The sequence below is a fragment of the Frigoribacterium sp. AC512 genome, assembly GCF_979258295.1.
Map to the genome: position 1 here is coordinate 3098505 of NZ_OZ409850.1, position 19314 is coordinate 3117818.

Below are 19314 nucleotides of genomic sequence, written 5' to 3' on the forward strand. Positions count from 1 at the left end.
GGCTGCCCGCTACTTCTGCGACGCCTCGGCGAGGAGGTCGGCGTACTCGGCGAGGATCCACGAGATCGACAGGGGAGTCGGGTTCGCGGCCGTGCCCAGCGGGCCGGTGCTCGGCAGCGCGACGATCGCCTTGTTCGCGACGGCCGGCATCTGCGACAGGACGGGGTCGCCCTCGAGGGTCTGGACGAGCTCGTCGTCGCCGTACGTGACGATCACGTCGACGTCGTCGAACGTGTCGGCCGTCTCGGCGCTCTGCGTCAGCGAGAACAGGTCGGTCGAGTCGGACGCCTCCTGGATGCTCGCGGGCTGCTGCAGGCCCAGGTCGTCGAAGAACTGCACGCGGGTGTCGTGCGTCGTGTAGAAGCTGACCTCGCTGAGGTCGGTCGTGTCGACGTGCGTGAGGAACATCGCGGTCGAGTCGGTCAGCTCGGGGTGCGCGTCGGCGACCTCGGCGATCTCGCCCTCGAGGTCGGCGACGAGCTGCTCGCCCTCGTCGGCCATGCCCATGCCCTGGCTGTTGAAGGCGATCATGTCGCGCCAGGAGGTGCCCCACGCGGTCTCGGGGTAGGCGACCACCGGAGCGATCTCGCTGAGCGTGTCGTAGTCCTCCTGCGTCAGGCCGGAGTACGCGGCCAGGATCACGTCGGGCTCGGTGTCGGCCACGGCCTCGAAGTCGACGCCGTCGGTCTCGTCGAACAGCACGGGGGCCTCGCCGCCGAGCTCCTCGAGCTTCTCGCTGACCCACGGCAGGACGCCGTCCCCGTCGTCGTCGCCGAAGTCCGCCCGCGCCATGCCGACCGGGACGACGCCCAGCGCGAGGGGCACCTCCTGGTTGGCCCAGTTCACCGTGGCGATCCGCTCGGGCTTCTCGTCGATCGTCGTCGTGCCGAGCGCGTGCTCGATCGTGACGGGCGTGAAGTCGCCGGAGCCGGTGCCGGCCGCGTCGGTGCCGGCGGACCCGGCGTCGGTCGAGCAGGCGGTCAGGCCGAGGGCCAGGACGGAGGCGGCGCTCAGGGCGAGGAGGCGCGAGGTGCGGGACATGGGGGCCTTCCGGAGGTGGGGCGAGGGCGGTGATGTGCGGTGCGAGGGAGGTGCAGGCGACTCGGTGTCGCGAGCCTGCCGCGGCGCGGGCCACGACTGCGGGAGGCGTGGCGGACGTACCGCGGGCACGACGGATCGCCCGGTGTCGGGAGGGCACGCCGGGTGCGTGCCGCGTCGACGGACAGCCCCTCTCGCCGGTGCTGTCCGGCTCGAGGGCCCTCACGGGTGATCGCCGTGTTAGGTGTGCCTTACCTTACCTGGGGCGACGGATGTCGGCAACCCGTCTTTCCGCAGATGCCGACCGGGGGGCTCCCATCTCGCGCGACACGCCGCGGAGGAAAGTGCATCCCGGGCGTGTCAGTCGGCATTTGCCGAGGTGGTGACGCCGGCGAACTCACACGGAGAGTGATCTTGCTCCGCGCGGCGGCTGGGCCGGGCAATTCGGGTGCGCACGGTGCCGATCACTCTCAAATTACGGGCACGACCAGGGGCACGACCAAGGGCAGGGGCAGGGGTGAGGGGCGAGAGGCGAGGAGGCGGGGCTAGCGGGGGAGAGGCGAGGAGGCGGGGGGAGGAGGCGGGGCTAGCGGGCGACGAGCTCGCGGGCGGCGGCGAGCACCGCGGCGTCGTCGACGCCGCGCAGGCGCAGCAACTCCGGGCCCGAGCCCGACTCGCCGAACTCGTCGATGCCGACGCTGATCCCGTCGAGCCCCGCGTAGCGGCCCCACGGCTGCCGCGAGCCGGCCTCCACCGTGACCCGGGCCCGCAGCGACGGGGGCAGCACCTCGTCCCGGTAGGCCCTGGGCTCCTGCTCGAACCACTCGAGGCACGGCAGCGACACGACGCGCACGTCGACGCCCTCGTCGGCGAGAAGCCGCGCGGTGCGGAGCGCGACCTGCACCTCGCTGCCGGTCGCGATCAGGGCCAGGTCGCCACCGCCTCCCTGCTGCCAGAGGACGTAACCGCCTCGGGGCGTTCCCTGCTCTGTGGTGTCGCCTCCCTCGAGGTCGGGCAGGGCCTGGCGCGACAGGACGAGCGCGGTCGGCGCGACCGTCCGGTCCGAGCCCGCGGGTCGATCGCCAGAGCCGAGGAGCCGCCGCCACGCCGCGATGACCTCGCGCGCGTCGCCGGGACGCACGACGTCGAGACCCGGCACGGTCCGCAGCGACGCGACCTGCTCGACCGGCTGGTGCGTCGGCCCGTCCTCGCCGACGGCGACGGAGTCGTGCGTGTACACGTACAGCGCGGGCAGCTGCATCAGCGCCGCGAGGCGGATGCTCGGCCGCGCGTAGTCGCTGAACGCGAGGTAGGTCGAGCCGTAGGGACGCCACAGCCCGTGCAGCGCGACGCCCGACATGATCGCCGTCATCGCGTGCTCGCGGATCCCGAAGTGCACGAAGTCCCCGCCGGGCAGGGCGGCGCTGACGGCCTCGCCCGGGATCGCGACGTTCGTCGACGACGAGAGGTCGGCCGAGCCGCCCCAGAGCCGGGCGGCGCCGTGCACCGCGCTGAGCACGGCGCCTGAGGTGGTGCGCGTGGCGGCGCCGTCGTCGACCGCGACGTTCGCCAGGGCCGCGGCCACCGCCTCCTCGTCCACGCCCGCGGCGACCGCGTCGCGCCGGTCGGCCGCGGCCGGGTGCTCGCGGCGCCAGGCGGCCTCGCGCTCGTCCCACTCGGCGTGCAGGCGGGCTCCGCGGTCGCGGGCACCGAGCGCCCAGTCGCGTACGTCGTCCGGCAGCAGGTCCGTCAAGGAGGCGCCCGCCGCGAACCCGAGTGAGGTCGCCACCGCCGCTACCTCGTCGTCGCCGAACCCGCCCGCGTGCGCCGCGGAGGTGCCGCCGCGCAGGGCGGAGGGGGCGCCGATCACGGAGCGGACGGCGACGAGCGTCGGGCGGCCGGCGCGAGCGCCGCCTCCTGCGGACCCGTCGGCACCTGCTCCGCCGTCGCCGTCGCCGTCGCCCGTCTCTGGCTCGCGCGCCTCCTCGAGCGTCGACCGGAGCGCGTCGAGGTCGGCGGCGTCGTCGACCTCGAGCACCCGCCAGCCGTAGGCGCGGTAGCGGGCGCGGACGTCCTCGCCGAAGGCGATGTCGGTGCCGCCGTCGATGGTGATGCGGTTGTCGTCCCAGATGAGCACCAGCTCGTCGAGGCCGAGGGTGCCGGCGAGGCTCGACGCCTCGCCCGAGACCCCCTCCTGCAGGCAGCCGTCGCCCGCGATCACCCAGGTCGTGCTGCGGAAGAGGCCCGTGCCCGCGCCGTGCAGCGCCTCGTCGCGGCGGGCGGCGAGGGCCAGGCCGACGGCGGAGGCGACTCCCTGGCCGAGGGGCCCGGTGCTCATCTCGACGCCGGGCGTGTGGTGCAGCTCAGGGTGGCCGGGGGTGCGCGACCCGAGCGTGCGGCTGAGGGCGAGCTCGTCGAGCCCGAGTCCGTAGCCGGTCAGGGCGAGCTGCACGTAGAGCAGCAGGCTGGCGTGGCCGGCCGAGAGCACGAGACGGTCGCGCCCAGTCCACTCGGGATCGGCGGGGTCGTGGCGGAGCACGTGCTGGAACAGCGTGTGCGCGAGGGGAGCCAGCGCCATCGCGGTGCCGGCGTGGCCGTGGCCCTTCGCCTGGACCACCTGCGCGGGGATCATCACCGCGGCGGCGACGGCACGGGCCTCCAGCACGTCGGCCTCGGCGGCCGCGTCGCCGCGCGAGGCGGCTGCGGCAGCGGCGCCGTCGGTCGCGGCCTCACGGCTAGTGTCTGTCGGGGGAGTCGAGGGGACGTCGTCGGCCATGGCCCCACTTTCGTCTACACCTAGACTGAAGTCAACCGAGCTCGGCCCGACGAGTCGACGCCCACCCATCGCAGAGGAGCGCAGCGTGGTGATGACCCCCAGGACGCCTTCCACCGGCTCCGGCGTCGTGCTCGACCTGATCCGCCGGGGCGAGGCGACGACCCGCAGCGACCTGATCGAGCAGCTCGGCTGGTCGCGGGTCACCCTGGCCCGCCGGCTCGACGACCTGCTCGAGGCGGGCTTCATCGTCAGCGCCGGCCAGCTCAGCAGCAGCGGCGGCCGTCCGCCCGAGGAGTTCGCGGTCGCCGCGGACGCGGGCGTGATCCTGGCCATCGACATCGGCGGCTCGCACACCCGCGTCGGCGTGACGGACCTGGTCTCGACCGTGCTCAGCGAGGACGAGGCCGACATCGGCCTGCACGACGGCCCCGACGAGATCTTCAGCTGGGCGATCCAGGTCTTCGACTTCCTCCTCGCCGATCTCGGTCGCAGCCGTGCCGACGTGCGCGCGATCGGGGTCGGCGTGCCCGGGCCGGTCGACGCGGTCACCGGCCGGCTCGGCAGCCCGCAGCTCGACCCCCGCTGGGAAGAGGTGCGGGTCGACGACTACTTCGCCGGCTTCGACGCCGTCTTCGCCGTCGACCGCGACGTCAACATCCTCGCCGTGGGCGAGTCCCGCCTCAGCTGGCCCGAGTACTCGCACCTCACCGTCGTCAAGGTCGGCATGGGCGTCGGCTGCGCCTTCGTGCTCGACGGGCACGTGTACCGAGGGGCCCGAGGAGGCGCCGGCCAGCTGAGCGCGCCGCGCGCCTCCCGCGAGCCGCTCCACCGCCTCGAGCTGGAGGCGAGCGGCGCGACCATCCGCAGCGCCCTCCGCGACGCCGGGCACGACGTCGCCACCAGCGCCGACATCGTCGCCGCGGCGCGGGCCCACGACCCGCTCGTGCTCGAGCAGCTGCACACCGTGGGCACCCGCATCGGCGAGGCGCTCGCCGACGTCGTGGGGCTGCTCAACCCGCAGGCCGTGATCGTCGGCGGCAACCTCGCCGAGACGGGCGAGCGCCTCGTCGCGGGCATCCGCTCGGCGCTGCTCACGGGCACGCACGACTTCTCGCGCCGCGGCCTCGTGGTCGAGCGGGCCCGGCTGGGCGACAAGGCCGGGGTGCGCGGCGCCTCCCTCATGGCGCAGGACGAGCTCTTCGACGTCGCCCGCGTGAGCGCCGCGACGAGCCGGCGCGCCCCGGGCGCCCAGCCCGCGCCTCCCGCGGGGCTGCGGGGCTGACGCGCTCGACTTTGGAACACGAGTGGTCAAAAGGCTCGATCCGAGCTAGAGTCGGGGCGCGCCCGTCGACACCTGTCGGGCGACCCTGCTCGCGTGAGCAGGCACGCGCCCCCGCGGCGCCGAGCGAAGGAGCCCGCCCATGACCGTCGACCTGGCAGAAGAACTCTCCGTCGAGGCCGTGACCACCGCGGCGCACGCCGCCGACTGGCGCGAGGCGATCCGCCTCGCCGGCGCCGGCCTGGTCGCCTCGGGCGCCACCACCGACGCCTACACGGACGAGATGATCGCGGCGGTCGACGAGCTCGGCCCCTACATCGTCATCGCCCCCGGCCTCGCGCTCGCCCACAGCCGTCCGTCGCCCGCCGTCGCGCGCACCGGCCTCTCGTGGGTCGGCCTCGCCGAGCCCGTCGCCTTCGGCCACAAGACGAACGACCCGGTCGACCTCGTCATCGGCCTCGCCGCCCTCGACCACGACGGCCACATCGAGGTCATGTCGGCGCTCGCCGGCGTGCTCGCCGACGACGAGGGCCTGGCCCGCCTCCGTGCCGCGCAGACGCCCGACGAGGTGCTCGCCACGCTGCACGAGCTAGCGCAGGCCGCGGCCGTCTAGCCGACCGGCCTCCCGAGGCCGGCGCGACCCGCGCCTCCTCGGGACGGGCCCTGCGCCACGACTCCCCGAACACCCGAACACCAGCACTCAACCCCCCCGGAAGGGACAGCACCATGAAGATCATCACCGTCTGCGGCATGGGCATCGGCACCTCGGTGCTGCTCAAGATGAACGCCGAGAAGGCGCTCCGCGCGCTCGACATCGACGCCGACGTGGAGGCCGCCGACATCGGCACCGCCCGCGGCGCCGCCCGCACCGCCGAGCTCGTGCTCACCAGCGAGGACCTCGTCGAGGAGCTCGGCCAGGTCCCCGCGAAGGTCGTCGTCATCGACAACTTCACGAACGTCGCCGAGATCCAGCAGAAGATCCAGGACTCGATCGCCTGACCCCCGGTCAGTCGAGCGAGAGAAAGAACTAAGGAGTCCCAATGGAGTGGCTGGTCGTCGTACTCGACTTCATCGGCAAGCAGATCCTCAACGTGCCTGCCTACCTGATCGGCATCATCACGGCGATCGGACTGATCGCCCTGCGTCGCAACGCGGGACAGGTCGTGGGAGGCGCGCTCAAGGCGGCCATCGGCTTCCTGATCCTGGGGGCCGGCGCGACGGTCGTCACCGGGGCGCTCGACCCGCTGGGCACGCTGATCCTCGCGGTCACCGGCGCCCAGGGCGTCATCCCCACCAACGAGGTCATCGCGGCCGTCGCGCAGGAGCAGTACGGCGCGCAGAGCGCCTACGTGCTCGTGCTGGGCTTCCTCGTGATGCTGGCGCTCGCGCGCTTCACGCCGCTGAAGTACATCTTCCTCACCGGGCACCACATGGTGTTCATGTCGGTGCTGCTCACCGTCGTGCTCTCGGTCGGCCTCGGCGACGGCCTCAGCTGGCTGACCGTGCTGCTCGGCGCCGTGCTGCTCGGCGTGATCATGGTCGTCATGCCGGCGTTCGCGCAGCCCTTCATGAAGAAGATCACCGGTGACGACTCGATCGCCATCGGCCACTTCGGCACCCTCGGCTACGTCGCGGCGGCCTCGGCCGGCATCGCGGTGGGCAAGAAGAGCAAGTCGACGGAGGAGATCAGGTTCCCCAGGGGCTCAAGTTCCTGCGCGACTCGATGGTCGCCACGAGCCTCTCGATGGTGCTGATCTACCTGGTCTTCACCATCTGGGGCCTGATCAGCCTGCCCCAGGCCGAGGCGTTCGAGATCTTCGGCGTGACCGACGCGGGCGCGTTCATCATGGCCGGCTTCGCCCAGGCGCTGCAGTTCGGCGTCGGCGTCGCGATCATCCTCTACGGCGTGCGCACCGTGCTCGGCGAGCTCGTCCCCGCGTTCCAGGGCATCGCCGAGAAGGTCGTGCCGGGCGCCAAGCCCGCGCTCGACATCCCGCTGGTGTTCCCCTACGGCGCGAACGCCGTGCTGATCGGGTTCCTCTCGTCGTTCGCCGGAGGCCTCGTCGCCCTGGGCGTGCTCGCCGCGTGGCTGAACCCGGTCTTCGGGCTCGCGCTGATCCTGCCCGGCATGGTGCCCCACTTCTTCACCGGCGGTGGAGCGGGCGTCTTCGGCAACGCGACCGGCGGACGTCGCGGCGCGATGGTCGGCGGATTCGTCAACGGCCTGATCATCACGTTCCTGCCCGCGATCCTCCTGCTCGTGCTCGGCAACCTCGGCTTCGCGAACAGCACGTTCGGCGACGCGGACTTCGGCTGGTTCGGCACGCTGATCGGCGCGAGCTTCCTCGGCAGCCCCGTCGTCGGGGTCGTCCTCAGCCTCGTCATCGGCGCGGCCCTCGTCATCGGCGCCTCGATCTACCAGATCAAGCTCGTCGACGGCGGCTGGGTGCCCGGCGCGGGGCGCGACGAGCGCCTCGCAGCCGAGAAGGCCGAGGCGGACGCCGCGGCGAAGCGCGCCAAGGAGGCGGCAGCCACGTCGTGACCCTGCGCCCCGCGCGCTGCTGCTGAGGCAGGGTGCGCGGGGCAGGTGCGCGCAGGAGGCGCGGTGTCGGTCTGACCGGCACCGCGCCTCCTTCGTGTCTGCGCGCGTGCACCGCGACTGACGTGCGCGCGTGGGCAGGTGTTCAGCGTCTCGAACCGCGTTCCGAACCATGAACCGCGATCTGTCCCGGTTCTTGGTTCGGAACGCGGTTCTTCGCGTCACGAGGTGCTCCCCTCCGCACAAGCCGACCGCAGGAGGTCCACACGCGGCGTGGGGAGGTGCATCCCGGGCGCGTCAGTCGGCGTCTGCGGGATTCACCACTCCGGCGGCCTGAAACCGAGAGGGATCCTGCTGTCAGCGGCGGCGGGGGCCTGCATCAGCGGCCCGGTCGCCGCAGATCACTCTCAAATTACGGGCAGGACACGGCAGAGCGCCGCGTCCCCGAGACGGGGACGCGGCGCTCTGCGGCGGTGCGAGGAGGAGCGGTGCGGGCTAGTGCGCCGCGCTGTCGTCCTTCTTCGAGGCGGAGGAGTCGTGCGCGTGCGTGATCGGCTCGCCCTCGACGGTCTCGCGCTTCTTCTTCTCGGCATCGCCCCGGGTCTTGGCGAGGCTCGCCACGGTCGCGACCGTGATCGTCGCGCCGATGAAGAGCAGCGACAGCCAGATCGGGATCTCGGGCACCCAGAGCAGCGGCTCGCCGCCGTTGATGAAGGGCACCTCGTTGACGTGCAGGGCGTGGAAGACGAGCTTGACGCCGATGAAGGCCAGGATGACCGCGAGGCCCTGCGACAGGTAGACGAGGCGCTCGAGCAGTCCGCCGATCAGGAAGTACAGCTGGCGCAGGCCCATCAGCGCGAACGCGTTGGCCGTGAAGACGATGTACGCCTCGTTGGTGAGGCCGTAGATCGCGGGGATCGAGTCGAGCGCGAAGACGAGGTCGACGAAGCCGATCGCGATGACGCAGAGCAGCAGCGGCGTGACGAAGCGCTTGCCCGAGATCTTGACCGTGAACTTGTCGCCGTTGAAGTCGTCGTGCACCGGCAGCACGCGTCGTGCCACGCGCACGAACATGTTGTCGGCCGCGTTGCCGCCGTGGTCGCCCTTGAGCTGCTGGTAGGCCAGCACGAAGAGCAGGGCGCCGAAGATGTAGAAGACCCACGAGAAGTTCTCGATCAGCGCTGCACCGGCGGCAATGAAGCCGGCACGCATGATGAGCGCGATGACGATGCCGATCATCAGCACCTTCTGCTGGTACATCCGCGGGATGGCGAACCCGGTCATGATCAGCAGGAACACGAAGAGGTTGTCGATCGACAGCGCCTTCTCGGTCAGGTAGCCGGCGAAGTACTCGCCGCCGAAGCCCCAGCCGCTCGTGAAGCCGATCCCGACGCCGAACAGCAGGGCGAGGCCGATGTAGAACGCCGACCAGCGGGCGCTCTCGCCGATGGTGGGCTCGTGCGGCTTGCGCACGTGCGTGAAGAACTCGTAGACGAAGAAGGCGATCGTCACACCGATGGTGATGAGCCAGGTGGTCAGGGTGATGTTCACGGGGGTCTCTCCGCAGAGGTCGGGCTGTGAGGCAGCGGGCCCTGCGCACGCGCGGCGAAGGGGGTCTGATCGACCGTAGGGCGATCGGCGCTGTCAGCGTGCCCCCAAGCAGCCTCGACAGTGCTGTGAAGCTGCGGCCCCTGCAAGCTTCAGCCGGTAGGGGACCGGCCCGACTCAGGCGGCGGGAGCCTGGTCGGTGGAGGCGGCGACCCGGTCGATCTCGGCGGTCACGCCCCCGAGGACCTTCGTCATGTACGGCCCCCAGAGCAGCCGGACCACGGCACGCACCAGCAGCCCGCGGCCGGGCTTCGCGTCGAACGAGTACTGCCAGCAGACACGGGTGCCGGACCCCTCCTCGTCGTGGCGGTCGAGGGGCTCGTACCACCACTCGGCGCGGCCGCGCTCGACGAGCGAGCGGAGCGGACCACGGAAGTCGGTCAGCTCGTAGACGAACAGCGCCGGACGGGCCACGGTCACGAGCGTCTCGACCAGTTGGCCGCCGCCGGAGAGCTCGAGGCGGCGGGTCTGGCCCGGGGCGTCCCAGGGGCCCGTCTGTCCGTGGACGGCGACGACGGCAGGCAAGGGGCCGGAGCGCGGGTAGAACCCGACCGGCGTCATCGGCGTCCCGATCTCCCACGCCCGCTCGAGGGACGCCGTCGTCACTCCCTCGCGGATCGCGCTCGCTGTGGTGGTCATGAGGATGGTTCGGAGTCACCCGCCCGGGGGACTGGTCGGCCTGCGGGGCGACCTCGCGCCTCCTCGACTCGGCCTGCGGGCTGCCACCGCGCCTCCTCGACTCGGTCTCTCCTCCTTCAGGAACGTGTGTCCTGAGAACGCACGACGCAGGAGGCGCGGTCCTGGGTCGTGCACGTATCAGGAGGACGGGATGCCCACTTCCTGAATTGCGGGCCCTGCCCCGCCGCGCGCATCACAGAGCCGGCCGGGAGAGTGCTGGGAGCCGCGCACCGCACCACGTGGTTCGTTCGGCCTGTCAGCCGTCGCACCCGCGGGGCCCCACAGAACGGACCACCATGGCAGGCCGAGTCGCCGTCTTCGCCCCTTCTCCCGTGCTCACGGTCACCGTCGAGGACCACGGTCCCGGCGCCGACGTGCACGTGCACGCGGGCGGGCAGGGGCTCTGGCAGGCGCGGATGCTGCAGACGCTCGGGGCCGAGGTCGTCGTGGTCGCCGCGCTCGTCGGCGAGACGGGCGCGGTCGTCGGGCACCTCTGCGACGACGAGGGCGTGCCGCTGCTGTCGGTCCGCCGCGAGGGGCGCGGCGCGGCCTACGTGCACGACCGGCGGGACGGCGAGCGGGACGAGCTCGTCGAGACCTCCGGCGACGCCCTCAGCCGGCACGACCTCGACGAGCTGTACGGGCTCGCGCTGCGGGCCGGGCTCGAGTCGGACGTCACGGTGCTCAGTGGCCCGTCCGGCGACGACACCCTGCCCGTCGACGTCTACCGCCGTCTCGCCGCGGACCTGCGCGCCGTCGACCGCGTCGTCGTCGCGGACCTCGCCGGCGAGCGGCTGGAGGCGGTGCTCGAGGGCGGCGTCGACGTGCTCAAGGTCAGCGACCAGGAGCTGCTCGCCGACGAGCTGATCACCGAGAGCACCCCCGAGCGGATCGTCGAGGCGATGCGCGACCTGCGGCTGCGCGGGGCGTCGTCGGTCGTCGTCACCTGCTCGGACCTGCCCACCTTCGTGCTCGACGGGCCCGGCGCGCGCGTGTTCGAGGTCAGCGTGCCCTCGATGCAGGTCGTCGACACCCGCGGTGCCGGCGACTCGCTCACGGCCGGCGTCGCCGCCGTGCTCGCCGCGGGCGGCGGACTCGAGGAGGCGGTCGTCACGGGCACGGCGGCCGGTGCGCTGAACGTGACCCGCCACGGGCTGGGCTCGGGCGACCCGGACGCGATCGCGGCGTTGCGCGCGGTCGTGAGCGTGCGCGACCTGTAGCCCGTCGCTGCCGGCTGGGCTGGGCTGGTCTCGGCTCGGCTCGGCTCGGCTCGGCTGTCTTCACTCGGCTCCCCTCCGCTCGTTTCCGCAAATGCCGACCGGGGAACCCCTCGGCGTCTCGCGATGCCCGGATATCCACGTAGTGCAGCCCCCAACGGTCGGCATCTGCGGGCCACGGCGACCCCGAGCAGCCTGGGACCGCTCGGCGGGCTCGGCGTACCCTCGACGGCATGTCAGCGGAGGAGGGCGACCCGGCGGCCCGGAACGACTCGGCGCGCAGCGACCCGCGAGTCGCCGCAGCCCGCTACCGGGCCGAGGGCGAGCGCCCGCCCGACGACGCCCCGCGCGACACCCGCACCGCCGCCGAGATGCGCGCCTGGGCCCGCACCGCGATCGACCTCGCGGTGCAGCGCGGCGAGTTCGACGACCTGCCCCTGGCCGGCAAGCCGCTGCCCGGCCTCGCCGGCGGCACGGTCGACCCCGACTGGTGGATCCGTGGCCTGATCGAGAGGGAGGGGCTCACCGGGCTGGCGCCTCCTGCGCTCTCGCTCCGCACCGAGCACCAGCAGCTCGACGACGTGCTCGACGGCCTCGGCACCGAGGCCGCGGTGCGCGCGCACCTCGACGACTTCAACTCCCGGATCGTGGAGGCGCGGCGCCAGCTGACCGGCGGACCTCCCGTCGTGACGCCCACCCGCGACGTCGACGACGAGCTGAGGAGGTGGCGCGAGCGCCGCGAGGACCGTCGCGCGGCCCGCGCCGCGGCGGTCCCTCCTGCCCCGCCGACCTGGCGCGAACGACGCGCGCTGCGCCGCGAGCTGAGGAGGCGGCGGCGCGACGGGTGAGGCGGCTCACCCGCCGCCGCTGACCCGGATGAACCTGGGAGCGGACTCGGCTCGGGGGACGAACCGCGATACAGTCGGACGTTCCCTCCTGACCGACCGACCGTGAGGACCGCCCGCGTGACGACCACCGCCTCCCCGAGCCCGTCAGGTCACGACGCGCACGGACGAGGCGGAGAGGCTGCCCCGCTGCTGCGTCCCCGAGGTCGCCGCCGGGCCGAGGCCGCCGTGCTGCCGCAGAGCTGCCGGGCGTCGTTCGTGCAGCCCGAGGCGCTCGTCGACGCGTCCGTCGCCGCCGCCGAGGCCGCCGTCGTGACGGTGCCCGGGCTGAGCGGCCGACGCGCGGCCCGCGCCGCCCTGTCGGCCCGTGTCGAGCGTCGCGGGGTGCTCGCGCTGGCCCGACGGGACGCGCGTGCCGACCGGTCGTCGTCCGCCGGAGCCCCGGCCTCAGCTGCATCGGCCTCGCCGGCTCCCGTCTCGCGCCGTCTCGTCGCCGTCGTCAAGAAGGTCTCCGTCGTCGCGGTGCTCGTGGGCTTCGCCGCCAGCGGCACGCTGCCCCTCATCGCCGGCTCCGACCAGGAGGCGCAGGCCGCGGCCGGCGGCTCGGGCTTCGCCGCCGCCGCCTCCGCAGGCGGGCAGCAGCACCTCTCCGTCGACGCGACGGTCGTCCTGGACGACGTCGAGCGCGACGAGTACTCGGCGACGTCGATGATCGACGCTCAGACCCAGCTGCTCCGCAACGCGAAGGCGGCGAGCTCGAGCGAGTGGGACGGCCGGACCACCGCCTCCTACCTGGCCGACCCGCTCTACGACACCCTCGACCGCGACCAGGTGCTCGCCGTCGCGATGCAGTACATCGGCACGCCCTACGTGCACGGTGGCGAGGACCCGACCGCGTTCGACTGCTCGGGCCTGATCACGTTCGTGTACGCCCAGTTCGGCATCTCGCTGACCCACTACGTGCCCACGCAGGACACCGAGGGCACGCGGGTCTCGGCAGCCGACGCCGTGCCGGGCGACCTCGTCGTCTTCGACAACCTCGCCCACGACGGCATCTACGCGGGCAACGGGATGATCCTCGACGCGCCGAAGCCCGGCGGGTCCGTCAGCGTGCGGCCCATCTGGGACTCGCCGCACCACTTCGTGCGCATCGGCGCGTAGCCCGCCGCTCGCCGCCCCCATGCTCTGACGGATCGCACCGCGTTCCGTGCACTGCGCCGCGTCTGGACACGGTGCAGTGCACGGAACGCGGTGCGGTGCGCTGCGGGCGGCGTCGCGGCGCGGTCAGCTGCCCAGCTTGCCCGTGAGCCGGCCGTGGAACGAGCCGCTGCGCTCGTCGAGCCCGACGAACTCGACGGCGAGGCCGTGCGCGGCGAACTTCGTCTCGACCGAGTCGAGTGCCGCGACGCTCGAGGCGTCCCACACGGAGGCGCGGCTGAGGTCGACGAGGACGGTCGCGTCCGGACGCGACGCGGCGTCCGCCTCCTCGGCGAGGGCCGCGTCGTCGGCGTACGCGAAGTGCTCGACGAGGTCGTTGCTGCTGCCGAAGAAGAGCGGGCCGACGACGTCGTAGCGGACGCGAGCGCGCGGGCGGGCGGAGCCGTCCGCGTCCGGGACGGCGGCGGCCGTCGGCTCGACGGCGGGCGCCTCGACGGTCCGCTCGACCCGGATGACGTGCGCGATGCGCCGCGCGAACAGCACCATGGCGAGGAGCACGCCGACGGCGACGCCGATCGCGAGGTTGTTCGTCGCGACGACGACCCCCACCGTGACCACCATGACCAGTGTCTCGGGCACGGGCATGCGCCTCAGCGTCGACGGCCGGACGCTGTGCCAGTCGACGGTCGTGATCGCGACCACCATCATCACGGCGGCGAGGGCGACCATCGGGATCCGCGCCATCACCGAGCTGAGCCCGGTGACCAGCAGCAGCAGGAAGAGCCCGGCGGCGAGCGTCGAGACCCGCGTCCGTGCACGGCCGATCTTCACGTTGACGACGGTCTGGCCGATCATGGCGCAGCCAGCGATGCCGCCGTAGGCGCCCGCGGCGATGTTCGCGACGCCGAGGGCCCACGACTCCTTGCCCTTGTGCGAGGGCGTCTCCGTGATGTCGTCGACGAGCTTCGCGGTGAGCAGCGTCTCCATCAGGCCGACGAACGCGACGCTGAGCGCGGTGGGCAGGATGATGCCGAGGGTCTCCGGGCTGAACGGCACCAGCCACGGGGTGAGTCCCGGCAGGCCGCCTCCCATCGGTCCCTCGTCGCCGACGGTGTGCACGTCGGTGAGGCCCGCCGCCACGACGACGACGGTCACGACCACGATCGCGACGAGCGGTGCCGGGACGACGGTCGTGAACCGCGGCAGCAGCACGACGATCGCGATCGTGAGGGCGAAGAGCGGGTAGACGATCCACGGCACGTCGACCAGGTGCGGCACCTGTGCGACGAAGATCAGGATGCCGAGCGCGTTGACGAAGCCGATCATCACCGAGCGCGGGATGAACCGCATGAGGCGGGCCAGGCCGGCGGTGCCGAAGACGATCTGGATGACGCCGGCCAGCAGCACCGTCGGCAGCACGTACTCGACGCCGTGGGTGCGCACGAGCGGCGCGATCACGAGGGCGACCGAGCCCGCGGCGGCGGTCACCATCGCGGGTCGGCCGCCGAGCAGCGACATCACGACGGCGAGCACGACCGACGCGACCAGGCTGACCATCGGGTCGACGCCGGCGATCACCGAGAACGAGATCACCTCGGGCACGAGGGCGAGGGTGGTGACGATGCCGGCCAGCGCCTCCCGGGTGAGGAGGCGCGGCGAGCGGAGCACCGCGCGCACGCTGTCGTCGGGACGGGCGGGCGCGACGGCGCGGGGCTGGGGGGAGTCGACGGTCACGGTGTGCTCCGGGTGGTGTGGTGAGAAGATCGGGGGACCGGCGACACTGCCGTGTGATCGACCCTACCCTCACGTGAGGGTAGAGATGGGCCAGTGAGCATGACGGACGCCGACGCACCGATGATGCAGATCGGCGAGCTCGCCGACCGTGCCGAGATGTCGCTGCGCACGATCCGGCACTACGACGAGGTCGGGCTGCTCACCCCCTCGGGGCGCAGCGACGGCGGGTTCCGCCTCTACACGGACGCCGACTTCTCGCGGCTGATGGTGATCCGACGCATGAAGCCGCTGGGCTTCTCGCTCGACGAGATGGCCGAGCTGCTGCGCGTCGTCGACGCCCTGGGGGCCGTCGATGCCGATGCCGACGGCGCCGAGGGCGGAGGAGGCGCGGTGCCCGACACCCGCGCCCGTCTCGACGCCTTCATCGCGGACGCCGCCGAGCGCCGGGCCCGGCTCGAGCGACAGCTCGCCATGGCCGACGAGTTCCTGGAGCTGCTGCGCAGCCGCTGACGCGGTCCTGCGGGCCCGGCCCGCGCCTCCTGCGGGCTAGTCGCTGCGGCGCTCGACGAGGCCCTCGGCGAACGACGCCCACCACTCGCCGGCGGGCGGCCCGCCGTTGCAGGTGCCGTCGCTGATGCCCGGCGTCTTCACCCACAGGAACGCGTCGAGGCCCTTGCTGCCGCCGGTGACGTGCGGGTCCTGGCCCAGGCCGGCTCCCTCGGGGTTGCACCAGGTGCCGCGCCAGCCCTGGCCGTTCCGCGAGACGTCGATGACGTAGCGGCTGTCGCCGGTGAGCTCGCTGACCCGCTCGGCGTAGGCGCGCTCGTCGTCGACCGGGTAGAAGCTCGCGACGTTCGTGTAGAAGCCGCGGGCGCGGTCGATCCCGGCCTGCTCGAGGCGCTCGGCCATCTCCCGGGCAGGCACCCAGTTCGAGTTGCCGCCGTCGAGGTAGGCGGGCACCCCCGCGTCGGAGAACGCGGCCACCGACTCCCGGATCAGGGGGATCCTCTCCTCGGCGAGGTCGGGGCAGCGGGTGAGCATGCCGAGCGAGTCGGGCTCGACGATGACCACCGCGCGGTGGCCGCGCAGCGTGTCGGCGACGAGCTGGTTCCAGGCGGGGTAGTCGTCGGCCGCGAGGCCTCCGGCCGAGTAGTTGCCGCAGTCGCGGTCGGGGATCGCGTACGTGACGAAGACAGGCGTCGCGTCCTGGATCTCGGCCGCCACGAGGTAGTCGGTGATCTCGTCGACGAGCGCGGCGTCGTCGTGGCCGTCGCCGAGCCAGAGGGCGACGGGGCGCTCGGCGATCAGCTCGGCGGCCCGGGCGGCGTCGGCGTCGCCGTCGGCCGTGAGGCGGTCCGCGGCCCGGGCGGCGAGGGAGTTCGGCTCGACCGCCAGGCCGCCGTCGAAGACGAGGGTGTTCGGGGCGGAGCGGATCGTGTCCGGGGTGATCGCGCCGAAGGGCCGCGGGGCTGCCTCCCCGGTGGGGGCAGGCGTGCCCGTCGTGTCGTCGGTCGCGTCGTCCGACCGGCTCGGAGCCGCCGTGGGGCTCCCCGGCGGGTCCGTCGCGTCGCGGCCGTCGGAGGTGCAGCCGGCCGTGCCGAGGGCCGCGACGACGACGAGCGCGCCGAGGGCGGTGCGGAGGAGGTGCGGCAGGCTGTGCGACATCGGGCCCGTTCCCGGGCGCCGTGGGGAGGGCCCCGACGATGGTGGACCTCCATGACAACACGGCGTGCGCCCGGGCGCAGGGGGCCCTTCGGGGGACACGAGCTGTCCCCGGTGCGTGCGCCGCGCCTCCTGCACAGGGGCGGGATGGTCCACACGTGTCGTGTACCGCTCACGGGGGGAGGTGCGGCGAGGAGGCGCTCGGTAGGGTGGACGGACCGCCGCGCCCGAGCAGCGTGACCACGACCGGCCCACCACCGGTCCTGCCGCCGCCACACGACGAACCGAGAACCATGCTCCGCCGCCCTGCCCCCTCGTCCGCCCCGCTCGCCGCCGCCGCTCCCTCGTTCCGCGCCGGCGCCTTCCGCACCGCGTCGCGAGCGGCGATCGCCGCCCTGCTCGTCGTGGGCCTCGCGGCCGTCCCCGTGCTGGCGGCTCCCGCCCCGGCCCAGGCGGCCGGCCCGAGCTGGCAGCAGGTGCTCGACGCCCGCGGCTCCGAGCAGGCGAAGAAGGCGGCGCTCGCCGACATCCAGGTCGCCCTCGAGGCCGCGTCGAGCCGGGCCGCCGACGCCCAGACGGCGGCGGACGAGGCCGGTGCCGCCCTGACGGAGGCGCAGCTCGCCGTCGACGAGGCCACCGGCGAGTACGAGACGGTGCAGCAGAAGGCCGCGGCCGCACGGGCCGACGCCGACGCCGCACAGGTCGTGGTCGGCCAGGCCGCCGCGTTGCTCGCGCGTCCGGGCAGCGGGGGGCTCACCGGAGACCTGCTGTCGTCCGGCGCCGACGCCGAGACGGTGCTGCGCGGCCTGAGCATGTCGACCAAGATCGGCGAGAACCTGAGCACGCTGCGCGAGCGCGCCGTCTCGGCCGAGAACCTCGCGACCTCGCTCGCCGACCAGGCGGCGGTCGCCCTGGCCGAGCGTGACGAACTCGCCGACGAGGCCTCCGACGCCCTCGACGCGGCGGTGGCCGCGAGCGACACCGCGCAGCGCGACGTCGCGGCCGTCGACGAGGAGAAGGCGACCCTGGCCGCACAGGCCGAAGCGCTGCAGGACGACCGGCTCACGCTGGAGCAGGCGTACGCGTCGGCTCAGGCGAAGGCGGCTGCCGACGCGGCTGCGGCCGCGGCCGCGCGTGCCGCCGCGGCCGCGCCCGCTCCTCCCCGGGGCGGCGGCGGATCGCGCCCGGTCGGCCCCGGCTCGCCCGGCACGTCCGTGCCCGACCCGGGAACGGGCTGGGTCGCGGGCATCCGCTCGTACTCGTCGTACCAGGCGTACGGCTACCGGGTGCACCCCATCACGGGCGAGCACAAGCTGCACGCCGGCGCCGACTTCGGCGCGAGCTGCGGCACCCCGATCTACTCGGTCGCGGCGGGCACCGTCACCTACGCGGGCGTGGCCGGCGGCTACGGCAACCTCATCATCATCGACCACGGCAACGGCATCAGCAGCGCCTACGGGCACATGGAGCGCTCGGGCATCTACGTCGCCAACGGCCAGTCGGTCGCGGCCGGCCAGAACATCGCCGGCGTCGGCACCGCCGGCGGCTCGACCGGCTGCCACCTGCACCTCGAGATCCGTCGTGGCGGCATCGCGACCGACCCCGTCGCCTTCCTCGCCACGAAGGGCGTGCGCTAGGCCCCTTCCGCGGGGCCGACCGGCGGCGTACCGTCGTCACCAGCGGGCCCTCGGGCCCACCGCGCCGGTCCCCGTCCGGCGGCACGGCTCCCGACTCGTTTCCCGTGAGCCGGGGGCCATCCCTCGTCCCGGGCGGCGCGACCCGGCCTCCGGGCGACGCGACCCGGCCTCAGCGCCACCTGACCCGGCCTCAGGAGGCGCGACGCGCCTCCTCGGAGGCGGCCTCGGTCGCCCGCGCCTCGGCCGCGATCTCCGCGACGACCGTCTGCACGACGGGCCGGGCCGCCCGCTCCGGCCGCATCAGCGCCTCGACGTGACGGCCGGCCTGCACGCTGTCGAGCGTCGCGAGGCGGAACCGCCCCGGCGCCCGCCCGGCCGACGTGTGCCGGGGGACGAGCGCGACGCCGAGCCCCGCGGCGACCATCGCCTCGATCACCGGCAGGTGGACCGTGCGGTGCACGACCTGCGGCACGACCCCGGACTGCAGCGCCATCGAGACGAGCACGCGGTCGATGGGGTACCCCTCCGGCACGCCGACCCAGGGCTCGCCGATCACGTCGGCCACGGTGACGCGCTCGCGTCCGGCCAGCGGGTGGTCGAGGGGCAGCGCGACCTCGAGCGGCTCGCGCAGCAGGGGCACGACGGTGAGCCCGGGGTGCTCGACCGGGACGACGCCGTCCGACCGGTGCCCGATCACCACGTCGACGTCGGCCGTGAGGGGCGCGAACTCGTCCTCCGAGACGTCGCGGTCGTCGATCTCGAGCTCGACCCCCGGGTGCTCGCGCATCCGGACGAGCAGGCCCGGCAGCAGCAGCTCCGCCGCCGAGGGGAACATCGCCAGCCGCACCACGCCGACCCGGCCGCCGCGGTGCGCCTCGAGGGCTGCCTCCGCCTCGGCGACCGCCGTCGAGACCGCCACGGAGGCGCGCGCCAGCACCAGCCCCGCGTCGGTCAGCTGCACCCCGCGTCCCGACCGCCGCACTAGCTCGACCCCGAGCTGGCGCTGGAGCGTCCGCAGCTGCTGCGACACCGCGCTCGGCGACCGGTGCACGGCGGCGGCGACGGCGGTGACGCTCCCGCGGTCCGCGAGCTCGCGGAGCAGGTCGAGGTGCTGGATCTCCATGAAGGGACGCTACATCGTCG

General features: G+C 73.5%; 15 protein-coding genes and 1 pseudogene. 9 read left to right on the forward strand and 7 right to left on the reverse strand.

The annotated features are described in order from the left end of the window. Nucleotides 1-9: 9 nt before the first annotated feature. Entirely contained in the window at nt 10-1041 is a 1032-nt protein-coding gene (locus ACZZ97_RS14275; protein ID WP_463473572.1) for an iron-siderophore ABC transporter substrate-binding protein, read from the reverse strand. Between the two features lie 583 nt (nt 1042-1624). Further along, nucleotides 1625-3814, reverse strand: a complete 2190-nt coding sequence (locus tag ACZZ97_RS14280; protein WP_463473573.1) for a transketolase family protein — start codon at nt 3812-3814, stop codon at nt 1625-1627. A gap of 91 nt (nt 3815-3905) precedes the next feature. Between ACZZ97_RS14280 and ACZZ97_RS14285 the strand changes: the two genes are divergently transcribed. From ACZZ97_RS14285 to ACZZ97_RS14300, 4 genes and pseudogenes are all read left to right on the forward strand, one after another. After that, a complete protein-coding gene (locus ACZZ97_RS14285) occupies nt 3906-5096 on the forward strand; it encodes an ROK family transcriptional regulator (RefSeq protein ID WP_314103158.1) in 1191 nt (396 codons plus the stop codon). Between the two features lie 139 nt (nt 5097-5235). After that, nucleotides 5236-5706 carry a PTS sugar transporter subunit IIA gene (locus tag ACZZ97_RS14290; protein ID WP_123548376.1) on the forward strand — a complete coding sequence of 157 codons (471 nt, stop codon included), beginning with the start codon at nt 5236-5238 and terminating at the stop codon, nt 5704-5706. A gap of 113 nt (nt 5707-5819) precedes the next feature. Then, nucleotides 5820-6092 carry a PTS sugar transporter subunit IIB gene (locus ACZZ97_RS14295; RefSeq protein WP_123548377.1) on the forward strand — a complete coding sequence of 91 codons (273 nt, stop codon included), beginning with the start codon at nt 5820-5822 and terminating at the stop codon, nt 6090-6092. 41 nt (nt 6093-6133) lie between these two features. Further along, nucleotides 6134-7635 (forward strand): annotated as a pseudogene (locus ACZZ97_RS14300) (PTS ascorbate transporter subunit IIC). 492 nt (nt 7636-8127) lie between these two features. Here the strand turns inward: ACZZ97_RS14300 and ACZZ97_RS14305 are convergent. Further along, entirely contained in the window at nt 8128-9183 is a 1056-nt protein-coding gene (locus ACZZ97_RS14305) for a TerC family protein (RefSeq protein WP_314103152.1), read from the reverse strand. A gap of 174 nt (nt 9184-9357) precedes the next feature. After that, a complete protein-coding gene (locus ACZZ97_RS14310; RefSeq protein ID WP_314103154.1) occupies nt 9358-9879 on the reverse strand; it encodes an SRPBCC family protein in 522 nt (173 codons plus the stop codon). A gap of 335 nt (nt 9880-10214) precedes the next feature. On the opposite strand from ACZZ97_RS14310, the gene ACZZ97_RS14315 reads away from it, so the two are divergent. The 3 genes from ACZZ97_RS14315 (at nt 10215) to ACZZ97_RS14325 (ending at nt 13141) form a co-directional block, all read left to right on the forward strand. Beyond that, a complete protein-coding gene (locus tag ACZZ97_RS14315) occupies nt 10215-11138 on the forward strand; it encodes a PfkB family carbohydrate kinase (RefSeq protein ID WP_463473574.1) in 924 nt (307 codons plus the stop codon). Nucleotides 11139-11368: 230 nt separating this feature from the next. Then, complete coding sequence (locus ACZZ97_RS14320) at nt 11369-11983, forward strand: DnaJ family domain-containing protein (protein ID WP_463473575.1); 615 nt, start codon at nt 11369-11371, stop codon at nt 11981-11983. A 117-nt stretch (nt 11984-12100) separates the two neighbouring features. Next, nucleotides 12101-13141 carry a C40 family peptidase gene (locus ACZZ97_RS14325; protein WP_463473576.1) on the forward strand — a complete coding sequence of 347 codons (1041 nt, stop codon included), beginning with the start codon at nt 12101-12103 and terminating at the stop codon, nt 13139-13141. A 123-nt stretch (nt 13142-13264) separates the two neighbouring features. Here the strand turns inward: ACZZ97_RS14325 and ACZZ97_RS14330 are convergent, their stop codons facing one another. Further along, nucleotides 13265-14872, reverse strand: a complete 1608-nt coding sequence (locus ACZZ97_RS14330; protein ID WP_463473577.1) for a SulP family inorganic anion transporter — start codon at nt 14870-14872, stop codon at nt 13265-13267. Nucleotides 14873-14971: 99 nt separating this feature from the next. Between ACZZ97_RS14330 and ACZZ97_RS14335 the strand changes: the two genes are divergently transcribed. Next, a complete protein-coding gene (locus tag ACZZ97_RS14335) occupies nt 14972-15382 on the forward strand; it encodes a MerR family transcriptional regulator (RefSeq protein ID WP_463473578.1) in 411 nt (136 codons plus the stop codon). Nucleotides 15383-15418: 36 nt separating this feature from the next. On the opposite strand, the gene ACZZ97_RS14340 is transcribed toward ACZZ97_RS14335, so the two are convergent. Beyond that, a complete protein-coding gene (locus ACZZ97_RS14340; RefSeq protein WP_463473579.1) occupies nt 15419-16537 on the reverse strand; it encodes a glycoside hydrolase family 6 protein in 1119 nt (372 codons plus the stop codon). 290 nt (nt 16538-16827) lie between these two features. Here ACZZ97_RS14340 and ACZZ97_RS14345 point away from each other — a divergent pair, with 290 nt between their 5' ends. After that, nucleotides 16828-18171: a peptidoglycan DD-metalloendopeptidase family protein gene (locus tag ACZZ97_RS14345; protein ID WP_463473580.1), complete on the forward strand. Its 1344-nt coding sequence runs from the start codon at nt 16828-16830 to the stop codon at nt 18169-18171. Nucleotides 18172-18361: 190 nt separating this feature from the next. Here ACZZ97_RS14345 and ACZZ97_RS14350 read toward each other — a convergent pair whose 3' ends face one another. Then, on the reverse strand, nt 18362-19294 hold the full coding sequence (locus ACZZ97_RS14350) for a LysR family transcriptional regulator (RefSeq protein ID WP_463473581.1): 933 nt from the start codon (nt 19292-19294) through the stop codon (nt 18362-18364). Nucleotides 19295-19314 lie beyond the last annotated feature (20 nt).